This window comes from Moritella sp. PE36 (assembly GCF_000170855.1).
Taxonomy (GTDB): Bacteria; Pseudomonadota; Gammaproteobacteria; order Enterobacterales; family Moritellaceae; genus Moritella.
On sequence record NZ_ABCQ01000010.1, the window covers coordinates 1 to 12,050 of the forward strand.

Genomic DNA, 12,050 nt, shown 5'->3' on the forward strand with positions numbered 1-12,050 from the left:
GTTGTTATTGTGGAACCTACATTGGCATCGATTCGTAGCACCAATCAGTTATTGGCAAAATTAGACGCGTTACCTTCAACACGTACATTAGTGGTGCTTAATCATACCAAGCCTGAGTCTTCATCTTTGATTACCGCCAAGGATGTGGCGACTACTCTGGATTGTAAATTGGATGCGGAAATTCCTTATGCGCCAGCAGATATGCGCGCGGGTAACTCGTTGGGTGTGTTAGCGATTAACCAAAAAAGTCGCAATGCAAAAGCATTGAAAAAACTCGTCAACTTAATTAGTGGCCAAGCTCAAATAGCAAAACCAAGCTTGTTCAGCTGGCGTAAGGGGGCATAATGTTTGGATCTAGTATAACCACCTCGACGCCTATAACTGAATCTGCATTGACACTCTCATTATCAACGCCTGCTACGGATGTGAGTTCAGCAAGCAGTATTGAAGAGCAGCGCTTTCGGTCCATTCAACAAGAGATCATGACGATCATTGCGCCAGCTGTTGTTGTTACCTTAAGTCCGGAAGAGCTAGAGGTTCGTACATTTGCAGCGGTTGGGGATATTGCAACACGTCAGCAATTTCCAATTGGCGGGATTGAACAACGCCAGATTAGTCAGCGTCTGGTCGATGAGATGCTTGGCCTCGGTCCTTTGCAGGTGTTGATGGATGATCCTGAGATCACCGATATTATGGTTAATGGACATACCGAAGTCTTTGTTGAGTATCGCGGTAAAGTAAAGCGTGCAGATGTCAGCTTTCGAGATGAAGAACATGTGTTGAACTTGGCCAGGCGTATAGTCAGTCGAATTGGCCGTCGTGTTGATGAAACTACGCCTATGGTCGATGCGCGCTTGCCAAACGGTAGTCGAGTCAATGTACTTATCCCACCGCTGGCATTAAACGGTACGTGTATTTCTATTCGTAAATTTAATGATCAAAAACACAGTTTAGAACAGCTTGCTGCATTGGGCGCTATGTCAACAGAGATGGCGAGTGTGCTGAATATTATTGCTCGTTCACGTGTTAATGTATTGATCTCGGGCGGTACGGGTGCGGGTAAAACGACCTTATTGAATGCGTTGTCATTTGGAATATCACCAGATGAGCGGATTATCACTATTGAAGATGCAGCTGAATTGAAACTACAACAGCCTCATGTGGTGAGTATCGAAACACGACCAGCAAGTGTGGAAGGTGTTGCAGCAATCGGTCAACGTGAACTGTTACGTAATGCACTACGAATGCGCCCTGATCGTATTATCTTAGGCGAGGTCCGTGGTGCCGAAGCGTTTGATATGATGCAAGCGATGAATACGGGTCATGATGGTTCGATGTCAACGCTTCATGCTAACTCACCTCATGACGCCTTAATTCGCTTGGAAAATATGTTATTGATGGCAGAAGTAAATCTGCCTATATCGGCATTACGTCGTCAAATCGCCAGTACCTTAGAGGTCATTGTGCAAGTGGAACGTATGCGAGATGGTAAGCGTCGTGTAGTAAACATTACCGAAGTTGTCGGCCTTGAAGGTGATCAGTATCTTACCCATGATCTATTTCATTTTGATTATCAGCACATGGATGTTAATGGCGATCTTGTTGGGCAATTCTTATCGACAAAAATATTACCCCGGTTTAGTGAAAAAGCCAGTTATTACCAACTTGAATCGCAGTTAAAGCAAGCGCTAGGAGTGCAATGATGCCAGTGATTATAATTGGTTTCTCGTTATTTTTGGTGTTAATCGTGAGTAGTTGTAAAGTGCTGCAATATCAGCGGCAACGGCTCGTATTAAAGCGTCGATTAAATTTAGTTTCCGGCGTTAATTCGACAGCGAATATGGCTAGTTCTAGCTTGTTTATTTGGCAGCAGAAAACAGGACCGTTGATGGAATATGGGTTGCAGATGCAATCTCGTATTGATTCGCTTTTTGATCGTAAAACTAAGCGTTGGTTATTGATAATCTTGGCTGTTGTCGTGCTTGGCATTTGGTTTTTCATACCATTTTTTTCATCTCTAGTGAGAATGATGATTATTGCGATTGCTTTTCCTGTCGTTCTTGGGGGGAGTTATTGGCTGATGCGTACACGTCAACATCGTGAATTTGACGCCGCGTTTACCCAAGTGCTGGGGCAAATGTCCCGTGCGGTTTCGGCTGGTATTTCGGTACCGCAAGCCATTGCGCAGATTGCTGATTATCAGCAGGGGATGCTAGGCCGAGAGTTTAGTTTGATCCGAGATAAATTAGAAATTGGTATTGGCTTAAAGCAAGCGCTGAATCAAGCCAGTATTCGTTTGCCCTATGTTAGTTTTCACTTTTTTAGTGTCGCGCTGATATTAAATGAAGAGAACGGCGGTCAACTTAGAGAAGTGCTACATAGCCTGAGCCGTACTGTGCATGACAATGCCGCAATTAAAATGAAGATAAGAAGTTTAACTGCCGAGCCTCGTATGACTGCGGCAATTTTAGCAAGTTTACCGATATTACTTATTGGCGTTATGTATTTCAAAAACCCGAGTGCTTTTATTACCTTAACGCAAAGTCCAAGAGGTCATTTGGTTTTGGGGTATGTGGTGACCAGTATGGCGCTTGGTATGGCTATTATCCATTTGTTAACGAAGGTGCGCGCTTAATGACTTTATCTTTATGGATTGCTGTCGCGTTACTTATCACAGGAGCTGTGATTGCGTTGATGTTTAATGGTCAGGCTCAACGTCGAGAATTGCTGTTGCAGCGTTTGACGTTGGTATCGGTTGAACAGAGCCGCAGATTTACTCATTTACCTCAAGCAGAGTCCACATCCAGTTTATGGCCGCGTTTAAACGTTGCGCCTGATATCTCGATGTTATTGGTGAAGGCGGGTTTTCATGGACCGCGAGCAGGTGCTTATTTTTTACTGAGCAAAATAAGCGTGATGTTAATCAGTGGGTTGGCTTGGCAATGGTATGTCGATTTTGACTTAGATAAATTTGTGTTAGCTAAAACCTTAGTGTTCGCTATTTCAGGTGGTTTACTGGCAGAGCATTGGCTGAAATGGCGGGCGAGGACTGTCAATTATCGTATTGCTCTAGCCTTACCTGATGCATTAGATTTGATGGTTATTTGTGTTGAATCAGGTTTGACTTTAGAAGCGGTATTCCAACGTGTAGGTCATGAGATGACGGCCGTTTCACCTGAGTTATCGCGTGAATGGTTAATTACCGAAGCGGAGTTACGTTTATTAGATTCTCGTTTAACCGCATTGAATAACTTAGCCAAGCGTACAGATTTAGTTGAAGTTGAAAACATGGTTATTGCATTGTCTCAAGCAGAAAAATACGGCAGTAAAATAGCCCCAACGATGCGTCTGATTGCCAGTGACAGTCGCCAATATCAATATCTTCGTTTAGAAGAAAAAGTCGGCAAGATCCCTGCGAAAATGTCATTACCTGTAGTGGTGTTAATCATGCTTCCAGTAGTGGTACTGATTGTTGCGCCCACTATTATCGCCTTATTAGACAGCATAGGAGGATTGTAATCATGGCCTTAGCATTAATAAAAACAGTATTAACAAACATGATGTTTAAAAAATCGTTACCACAGCTGTTATTAATCTGTGGGGTTGTAGCCTTGACGGGGTGTAGTTCTCATCAAGCCAATATAACCGAAGATATGAAAACTGATCGTGGACTCGCACAGCTTGCACTCGAGAGTGGCCGACCAGAGAGTGCGATTAGTATTTATCGTAACCAACTGAAAATGCAGCCAAATGATATCTCATTATTGCTGGATTTAGGCTCGGCTTACAACCAAATATCTGAGTTTGATTTAGCGTTACACCACCTTAAAAAGGCGCAATATTTGCTACTTAGTGACGCGGGTGAATTGAATGAATCAAGTAACTCGGATGAGTCGAGTGAAATTCGTGGGCAGATATTACGTGAAAAAGGCAATGCACAACAAGGGTTAGGGCAAGTGAAACCTGCATTAGCTGATTTAAAACAGGCAGTAGCATTGTTGCCTGATGATGCGAAAGCATTAAATAGTTTAGGTGTTAATTATGCGTTATTTAAAGATTATGGCCATGCCAGGACGGCGTTTATTGGGGCGTTAGCCAATGAACCAGAGAATCTAGAATACCGTAACAACTTAGCCTTGGCTTGGATCTTAGATGGTCAGCCGCAGCAGGGTATCGATGTGCTTTATTCACACTATGCACGTGGTAATTCAACATCTAAAAGTCGTCAAAATTTAGCGTTAGCATTTGCCATGAAAGGGGATCTTGACGCGGCCAAAGCGATTGCCAAACAAGATCTGACTAAAGCCGAACTGGAAAATAATGTAACCTATTATCAACAATTTCAGCCGCTACAACTACTGCCGTTACAGCAGGTTAAGCAATGACAATTCGTAACAAAATGAATTGTAGCCAAGTAAAGCGGAGTCAGCGAGGCAGTGTCAGTATTGAGTTTGCGGTGACTATTTTACCGTTTTTTGTATTGCTGTTAGCACTCATCGAAATAAGCCGTTTTATGATGGTGAGCAGTGTTATTGATGTGGCGCTCACTTCTGCCGCTCGACAGTTGGTGGTAACAAGTGCAGGTGAAGATCTGACCAGCAAATTACAACTAACCTTGTCTGAACTAGATTTACCCTTACTTGATAGCAACAAGGTCACAGTTGAGGCTCGCTACTACACATCTTTAACGTCGCTTGCAGATGGTTCGGGATTAGAAGATTTTCAGCAACAAGACTTTGCGGAATTCACGCTGGTATACCCTTACCAAGCGCTATTTATTTCAGGTCAGATTGATAGCTTTAGCCGTTTAACTAGCTTTAAACGCACGATCTTAGTTTCGTTAGAGGGGAGTGATAGCTATGTTAATTAAATCTAATATGCGCACGTTACAGCGAGGCAGCAGCGTTATTGAATTACCTGTGATCACATTTTTCATGGTCATTTTGGTGTTATTTATAGTGAGAATAAATCAAGGCATTAGCCAAAAAAATCAACTCGATAACTTGGCTTATTCACTCACATCTATTGTTGCTTGTGAACGATGTGACAATACCATGCTTGTGTCGGGCTCTGGCTCCTCTACACCAACAGTAAAGATTATTTCGACCGAGCTTGCTGATTATTTACTGCTGGTTGCGCAACGCCATTTCAATACTTTGATTGAGGATTCCTCAGCAGAAATTGGACTTCATGTTGAGCAAGTGGTGTTTGATTCGTCAACACAGAAATCACGATTATATGATATTAACGCTGGTGCGGAATGCTTATCGAGGCAACGGCTATTGTCCTTAACTGATTTATCTCCAATTGGCACGACTCCAGGCTTAAATGCAGGTCAGCATGCTGAACTATTTCAAGTCACTCTTTGTATTAAAGGAATGAGTAGTATTGCGGAGGATTTCACGCCCTTATTTTTACTCCGTTTTAGTGACAGTTTTTATCAGAGCTCTGCGTTATTAATCGGGCGTGCACTATGAGTGTAATACAGCGTCAACGTGGTGCGATAACGTTAACATTCACCTTTATGTTGCCTGCGATAGTGAGTTTATTAGCCATTACGGTGTTTTTTGCTATGTACAGCCAAGTTGTTATTCGAGCAGGGCAAGCGGCTGATTCAGCAGTACTTGCTTGTGCTTATCAGCAAAACGACACAGGAGTGGTAACAGAGGGTATTTTGGATTATTACCGACCGAATTTCGTGCTACCGGAATTGAATAAAAGCGTCAAGTTAAACAGCAATAATGGCTGTCAGATCTCGGCGCAATATAGATTTGAACCTGCGATGGTGAACGCGCTGCCCGTTGCGATTGATAGTGATACTGAGGTTGTATCAAACAGTCAGTCAAGCGCTAAGTTGGTTCAGAATGTGAATGTGAATGGGATTCAAAATCCGGTAGATTTCTCTCTGGTTCTGGATATCTCAGGCTCGATGACATGGCATTTACCTGAGTTGAAAAAAATTATTACCGATGTAATCAGCGATATCGTTCCAAGTAGTAATCAGGTTCGTTTTTCAATTGTGCCGTTTCAAACGGGAGTTGGTGTGAGCGGTGCGCCTTGGTTACTTAGCTCTGAAGCAAGTCCTAAGTGTGTGGATGGTCTGGTGTATAGAAACGGCAATTTAGATGCGGATAAAACTGTGCAGTCGTTAAATTATTCGTCAGACCGTTTGGATTTTAACGAAGTAACGCCGGGTCGTTGGTTAGACCGCTGTAGCGAGACTTCATTTATTTTACCACTGACAAACAACCTTAATCGTGTCATTCGCTACGTCGAGTCATTAGATACGAGTGGTGGCAGTACCGCGTCTTATCAAGGATTTATTTGGGGCGTTCGCACACTGACTGATCAATGGCAAAAAGAGTGGCAAGTCACACCTGTGCAATCATCATCCCTGACTCAGCGTTTGATCTTGTTTACTGATGGTGATGATAACCGACGAGATTATTTCAATGACTTAATGAGTGCTGGCTTGTGTGATGTGATCCAGCAAGATCTTAATATTCAAGTTAGCTTTATTGGTTTTGGGGTGTCGGCAGATCGCATCAAGCAATTTAAGCAATGCGCAGGCAGGAATGGATCCGTGTTTGATGCTAACAATACGGCTGAGTTAGCGGATTATTTTGAGGATGCAATCAATATCAATATTGAAACCAAGGTACGGATTGTACTGGGTGAGTAGAAATTAAGTCTTGTTCCGTTGTTTTATAAATCAGTTTAAAAATTAGTTAAATTAATTGTATTAGAGGTAGTTATGTTTAAAAAATGGCTTGTGGTGTTCACATTATTGTTGTCTAGCCAAGCGTACGCTTATCAACGAGGCGAAATGCTTTCTGCAGCTGCTCAGCAGCAACTCGGGTTAAACCCCAATCGAGTGTCGTTAATTGATTTCTTTGCTGAGTGGTGCGTGTCTTGCCGTGCTGAATTACCTGAAGTGAATCAGTTAGTGCCGTCATTACATGCATTAGGGGTTGATGTTGTTGGTGTCGATGTCGATGAGGACGTGGCTGCAGGTATTGCGTTTCAACAATCGCTTGGATTGAACTTCCGTGTTGTTAATGATGCAAAGCAAACCTTGGTTGATGATTTTCAACCTATTGGTATGCCAGCGCTGTATTACATTTATCAAGGCCAAGTTTTAAAGGTGCGTTATGGCGCTATCAATCATATCGGTGATGTGATCATGAGTGATTTGAAAGGGATGGGGTTAGGTCAATGAAATCCTATTCACAGTTAACTTTATTGTCTTCTTCGTTGTTATTAGCCAGTTTTGGTTTGCAAGCTGCAGTAATCCAAATGACAGAGTCAGTTTCTAGTGTTACTTATCAAGGGCTGCAGGCTATAACGGAAGTATTACCCGTGTCTAGTAAACCTGTAACAGATACTAAGCCGGTAGCTGAAACATCTGCGATCATTACAGCCCCTGTTGTGAAGGACGTAAGGAAGCTGCCAGCGTCAAAGCCTGAATTATTGATAGTTGAGTCGGCAGAGAAACCTGAAAGTAAAGTTAAGCAGGTTCCCATTATTCTTCCTTTGCCATTGAAGATAACGCCAGCAGTTCATGCGACTATTGATGTGCCAACGGTGCCAATTCAACCATTGTCGGCGCTTTCGGTTACTCAACCTGCAGCTATAGCAACGGTAACGCATGCAACTATACCAAGTGTTATGCCAACAGTCATATCGGTTCAGCCTGTATTGAATATATCGGCATTAGTCACACCTGCGAGTAATGAAGTATATGAAGAACCGTCATTATTATCGGCTATTAGTGACTGGTTTAGCGTGAAGCCAGTGAAACCTTGGCAAAAGGGCACTCTGGCGAAAAAGGCGATGAAACCCGGTGGTGAAGTACCTGAGTTTGATGTGTTCTCTGAAAAAGTGTTTGCTTATAAGCAAGGCTCGATTGGCGGTAATGGTGTTGGTGGTGGCGGCTGTGGTTGTAACTAAAAGCACCTTGTATAGCGCATAAATAAACGCTGGTTATATCGTAAGTGATTTATAAGGAATAGCTGATAAATCACGGTTGTAATTAATTAATGATGAATGATAAATAATGAATATAAAATTACCTTTAACCTTACTTGGTCTTGTTGCTGGTTCAGTATCCGCGGCCGATCATATTTCTATACACCACATGAGTTTTGAAGAATACGGTGATAAAATTAATGCCGGTGATAATCTTCTGTCATTAGAAAAGAATATTGGTTTAGATTGGACCATTACCGCCGAATTGGGCTACGACACGGTATCTGGTGCGTCACCTGCTTGGGTTGCGACTACACCGCCATCTGGATCGCATGATCAAATTACGCAAGATGCACAGGACATGACCTCGGAAGTGATTCGTGCGGGTTATGACCCTTATCGTGACAATTACGAGATACGCCCTGTTGAGTTAGAGGATACTCGTTATTCTGCGGCAACAAATGTGACCTTCCGTGATAAAGACCGAGATGAATGGACCGTCGGCGTGAACTACTCGCAAGAGGAAGATTACAAAAGCATGGGCGCCAATGCGAAAGTATTAATCTATACGGATAGCAGTAAAAACCGTTCGTTTAGCCTTGGTGGTTCTATTCTTTCTGATCAGACATTGGCATTTCAGGAATATCAAAATGGCGGTAATAGTCAGCAATGGGAAGACATTTTCACATCAAGCATGGAAGTCGGGATGTCACAAGTATTCACCCCTAATTTGTATGCGACCTTTACGGCTTATGGCGGTTATAAAAGTGGTTATTTGAGTAATCATTATCTTACTGTGTTACGTGAAGTAGATATTGATGGCGATGGCAGTATTGGTGATGATGAAGTGTTTTTAGGCCAAGATTCACGCCCTGATATACGACTGTCTGGCGGGGTGAACTTACAAACCTTTTACAGTGTGAGTGACCGTGTTGTGGTGCGCCCGCGTTATAAATTCTTCGCCGATGATTGGGGCGTAATGTCACATCAACTGGGTGGCAAAATGAGTGTCAAAGTCACTGACTGGTTAACGCTTGCGCCGGGTTATTTTTGGTATACCCAGCAAGGTGCTAATTTCTTCATTGATCCGAAAGCGGCAGACCCAACATTCGCTTCAACAGGTTATGCCACTTCGGATATTCGCTTAGGTGATTTTAATGCCAATGCCTTTGAACTGGGAGCAAGCCTTAAGCTATCAGCTAAATGGCGAGTGAATGCTTTAGCTGCTTATTATGAGCAGAGTAATGGTTATGCCAGTCGCTGGTGGGCTGTCGGGGTAACATATGACTATTAAGCACGCTTATGTACATCGTTTTATGGCAATGACAGTCCCTTGTGAAGTGACCTTGATTGCCTCGGACGCAGCGGGATTAGCACGGAATATTGAAGCAAATACACGCCGCTTAGAGGCAAAGTTTAACTTCTATTCTGATACTTCAATGTTAACGAAAGCGATTAATCAACGCAGTGGTAAACGTGTGGTTATCGATGCTGAAACCCGAGATATTTTAACTAAGGTACGTGAATATAGTATTGCGACGCAGGGGATCTTTGACATCACGGTTGGTACAGTCAAAACGTTATTGCAAAGCAGTGCGAAAACGCGTGAACAGGTCTACCAAGGTGCTGCTCCTTATATGGGATTAGCGGCATGGGATATAGAAGATAATATCTTGATTATGCATTTCCCTATTACACAATTGGATCTCGGTGGCGTGATTAAAGAAGTCGCCGTTGATCAGGCAATGGCAATTGTAGAGCAAGCGAGTAGTGGTGCGCTAATTAACTTTGGTGGCGATGTTCGCGCGTCGGGCTGTAAAGTGGATGGTAGTGATTTTGTGGTGGGGGTTGTTAACCCTCATCAACAGACGCAAGCGTTGTTTGCCTTACCACTGCGTAATCAGGCGCTGACAACATCCGCGCATTATGCAAGGCGACAACAGTTTTCAGACCAAGAAAGTTCTCATATTCTCGCGTCACAAGATACTCACCAGCAGGTTATTTCAGTGACGGTTGTTGCTGATAGCGCATTACAAGCTGGGATCATAAGCACAGCATTAACGATTAACCCTCGCTTAACGGTTCCCGAAGAGATTGGGTTTGCATTAGTTGATGAGCAGTTGAATGTTCATCAAAATACGGATTTTTTATTATCATGAAGTTACTTTTTAAATTAAATGATGCAATGAAGCAGCTATGTATCATGTTGCTACTGTTAACCAGTATTAGCACTATTGCTCAGACTCAAACTAGCAGTAATACTGAATCTGAATTCCTCACGGTTAATCAAGCCTTTCCATTTTCATCACAAATATTAAGCGCTGAAGATGGCAATAAATTGGTATTAACGTTTGCCACAGAGAAGGGTTATTACCTTTATCACAAGCGTTTTTCGTTTAAGGTCGTAGATGGCGATGTCAACTTAGCTAAACCACAATTTTCAGTCATCGCAGAACAAAAACAAGATCCTAATTTTGGTTTAGTGAAGGTTTATCATCAACCGTTAACAGTTACCTTGCCGTTTACGGGAAGTGGCAGTGTTAAGGTCCGCTACCAAGGGTGTGCTGACAGTGGTTTATGTTATTTACCCCAGCGCAAAGTGATTGAACTTGACGCTAAGGTGACCAACATTCCGGTAATGCAGTCTGTTGTTGAACCTATCAGTCCTGTTTCAAGCCAATTACTTAATGTGACAACGGCGTCAGCGAATGACAGTCAAAGTTTAGCGAGTATGTTAGCGGGGGCTGGACGAACACAAGCCTTGTTACTTTTCTTCGTGCTTGGTTTAGGGCTTGCTTTCACCCCCTGTGTATTGCCGATGATCCCTATTTTATCGAGCATCATTGGTGGTCAAGGTTCTGGCATGACGGGCTGGAAAGGTTTCTATATTTCGGTAGCATATGTGCTGGGAATGGCCTCAAGCTATGCACTGATTGGCGTGTTAATGGCGACGGTTGGGCAGGGCGTTAATATACAAGCTGCGATGCAACAAACCTGGTTGTTAGTGATATTTTCGGGTTTATTTGTATTGTTAGCGCTGGCGATGTTTGGTGTTTATGAGTTGCAATTACCATCGCGTTTACAGGTCGCATTGAATAACCAATCGCAACGTTTAACGGGTGGTAAGACGATAACGGTATTTATGATGGGCGCTATTTCAGCCTTGGTGGTTTCGCCCTGTGTATCAGCGCCACTTGCGGGTGCATTATTGTATGTTTCTACCACTCAAGACTGGTTGTTTGGTGGTGGTGTATTGTTCGTGATGGCATTAGGCATGGGCGTACCCTTGGTGATAATCGGTACGTCGGGTGGTAAATTCTTACCAAGCAGCGGCCCTTGGATGGTCCGTGTTAAACAAGGGTTTGGCGTGATGCTACTGGCGATCGCTATCTTACTTATCAGCCGGTTTGCTGCTCCGAGTGTGACACTAGGCTTGTGGGCATTGCTTATGATTAGCTGTGCAATGTACATCAATAATATCACGAATATACAAGCAAGTCGTTTGTGGTTACGACACGTCGTGGTATTCGTATCCTTGGTTTACGGCGCTATGTTACTTGTGGGCATGATGACAGGAGCCGATGATATAGCCGATCCGTTGCAGCATATCACTCAGCGCAGCGTTATTAGCCCAGGCGCAGAACAAGGCTCATCGCCGCTGTTTATGAAAACAGCGTCGGTGCAAACTATCGATAATGCGATCAATAACCTGCAAGCGCCCAAAGTCGTGACCATGGTAGATCTCTACGCTGACTGGTGTACATCGTGTAAAGTGATGGACAAACAGGTGTTTTCAGACCCAAGTGTCGAAACTGCAATGACTGCAATCAATGCGCTTAAATTTGATATTACTGACAATACCAAACCGCAATCAGAATGGATGGCGAAATCGAAGTTATTTGGACCGCCAAGTATGTTGTTCTTTGATGGTAACGGTAATGAAATGGAGCAATTACGCGTTGTTGGTGAGATGGATAAACAACAATTTTTAGCACACCTTAAATTGGTCGCTGAAGCGGTTCCGTTAAGTTAATTCAATTCAAGTGCCCAGCGTTATAAATTAATGCAGGGGGGCGTCGTCA

12 protein-coding genes and 1 pseudogene are annotated in these 12,050 nt (G+C 43.2%); all 13 read left to right on the forward strand.

What is annotated here, in order from left to right; genetic code table 11:
* Window positions 1-345, forward strand: a pseudogene (locus PE36_RS08130) (hypothetical protein); the annotation flags it as partial.
* The gene (locus PE36_RS08135; RefSeq protein ID WP_006031514.1) at window positions 345-1,703 is read left to right on the forward strand and encodes a CpaF family protein; all 1,359 of its coding nucleotides are present in this window, start codon (window positions 345-347) and stop codon (window positions 1,701-1,703) included. The pseudogene PE36_RS08130 and the gene PE36_RS08135, both read left to right, overlap by 1 nt.
* Complete coding sequence (locus PE36_RS08140; RefSeq protein ID WP_006031515.1) at window positions 1,700-2,635, forward strand: type II secretion system F family protein; 936 nt, start codon at window positions 1,700-1,702, stop codon at window positions 2,633-2,635. Before PE36_RS08135 ends, PE36_RS08140 begins: the two co-directional genes overlap by 4 nt.
* Window positions 2,635-3,519 (forward strand): type II secretion system F family protein, encoded by an 885-nt coding sequence (locus PE36_RS08145; protein WP_006031516.1) that lies wholly within the window; start codon window positions 2,635-2,637, stop codon window positions 3,517-3,519. Before PE36_RS08140 ends, PE36_RS08145 begins: the two co-directional genes overlap by 1 nt.
* A 2-nt stretch (window positions 3,520-3,521) precedes the next feature.
* Window positions 3,522-4,385, forward strand: coding sequence for a tetratricopeptide repeat protein (locus PE36_RS08150; RefSeq protein ID WP_006031517.1), 864 nt, complete (start codon window positions 3,522-3,524; stop codon window positions 4,383-4,385).
* Window positions 4,382-4,870: a TadE/TadG family type IV pilus assembly protein gene (locus tag PE36_RS08155; RefSeq protein ID WP_006031518.1), complete on the forward strand. Its 489-nt coding sequence runs from the start codon at window positions 4,382-4,384 to the stop codon at window positions 4,868-4,870. Before PE36_RS08150 ends, PE36_RS08155 begins: the two co-directional genes overlap by 4 nt.
* Window positions 4,860-5,477 carry a tight adherence pilus pseudopilin TadF gene (tadF, locus tag PE36_RS08160; RefSeq protein ID WP_006031519.1) on the forward strand — a complete coding sequence of 206 codons (618 nt, stop codon included), beginning with the start codon at window positions 4,860-4,862 and terminating at the stop codon, window positions 5,475-5,477. Before PE36_RS08155 ends, tadF begins: the two co-directional genes overlap by 11 nt.
* Window positions 5,474-6,682, forward strand: coding sequence for a VWA domain-containing protein (locus PE36_RS08165; RefSeq protein WP_006031520.1), 1,209 nt, complete (start codon window positions 5,474-5,476; stop codon window positions 6,680-6,682). The genes tadF and PE36_RS08165 overlap by 4 nt, the downstream gene beginning before the upstream one ends.
* A gap of 72 nt (window positions 6,683-6,754) precedes the next feature.
* Entirely contained in the window at window positions 6,755-7,219 is a 465-nt protein-coding gene (locus tag PE36_RS08170; protein WP_006031521.1) for a TlpA disulfide reductase family protein, read from the forward strand.
* Window positions 7,216-7,950: a DUF4266 domain-containing protein gene (locus PE36_RS24380; RefSeq protein WP_006031522.1), complete on the forward strand. Its 735-nt coding sequence runs from the start codon at window positions 7,216-7,218 to the stop codon at window positions 7,948-7,950. Before PE36_RS08170 ends, PE36_RS24380 begins: the two co-directional genes overlap by 4 nt.
* Before the next feature lie 106 nt (window positions 7,951-8,056).
* Complete coding sequence (locus PE36_RS08180) at window positions 8,057-9,262, forward strand: DUF3570 domain-containing protein (protein WP_006031523.1); 1,206 nt, start codon at window positions 8,057-8,059, stop codon at window positions 9,260-9,262.
* The gene (locus PE36_RS08185; RefSeq protein WP_006031524.1) at window positions 9,252-10,127 is read left to right on the forward strand and encodes an FAD:protein FMN transferase; all 876 of its coding nucleotides are present in this window, start codon (window positions 9,252-9,254) and stop codon (window positions 10,125-10,127) included. Before PE36_RS08180 ends, PE36_RS08185 begins: the two co-directional genes overlap by 11 nt.
* Window positions 10,124-12,001 (forward strand): protein-disulfide reductase DsbD, encoded by a 1,878-nt coding sequence (dsbD, locus tag PE36_RS08190; RefSeq protein ID WP_006031525.1) that lies wholly within the window; start codon window positions 10,124-10,126, stop codon window positions 11,999-12,001. Before PE36_RS08185 ends, dsbD begins: the two co-directional genes overlap by 4 nt.
* Window positions 12,002-12,050: the final 49 nt, after the last annotated feature.

Coding starts and splice junctions, on each gene's coding strand:
- PE36_RS08170 (WP_006031521.1), top strand. CDS start 6,755: ATGTTTAAAAAATGGCTTGTGGTGTTCACATTATTGTTGTCTAGCCAA.
- PE36_RS08165 (WP_006031520.1), top strand. CDS start 5,474: ATGAGTGTAATACAGCGTCAACGTGGTGCGATAACGTTAACATTCACC.
- tadF (WP_006031519.1), top strand. CDS start 4,860: ATGTTAATTAAATCTAATATGCGCACGTTACAGCGAGGCAGCAGCGTT.
- PE36_RS08185 (WP_006031524.1), top strand. CDS start 9,252: ATGACTATTAAGCACGCTTATGTACATCGTTTTATGGCAATGACAGTC.
- dsbD (WP_006031525.1), top strand. CDS start 10,124: ATGAAGTTACTTTTTAAATTAAATGATGCAATGAAGCAGCTATGTATC.
- PE36_RS08140 (WP_006031515.1), top strand. CDS start 1,700: ATGATGCCAGTGATTATAATTGGTTTCTCGTTATTTTTGGTGTTAATC.
- PE36_RS08155 (WP_006031518.1), top strand. CDS start 4,382: ATGACAATTCGTAACAAAATGAATTGTAGCCAAGTAAAGCGGAGTCAG.
- PE36_RS08180 (WP_006031523.1), top strand. CDS start 8,057: ATGAATATAAAATTACCTTTAACCTTACTTGGTCTTGTTGCTGGTTCA.
- PE36_RS24380 (WP_006031522.1), top strand. CDS start 7,216: ATGAAATCCTATTCACAGTTAACTTTATTGTCTTCTTCGTTGTTATTA.
- PE36_RS08145 (WP_006031516.1), top strand. CDS start 2,635: ATGACTTTATCTTTATGGATTGCTGTCGCGTTACTTATCACAGGAGCT.
- PE36_RS08135 (WP_006031514.1), top strand. CDS start 345: ATGTTTGGATCTAGTATAACCACCTCGACGCCTATAACTGAATCTGCA.
- PE36_RS08150 (WP_006031517.1), top strand. CDS start 3,522: ATGGCCTTAGCATTAATAAAAACAGTATTAACAAACATGATGTTTAAA.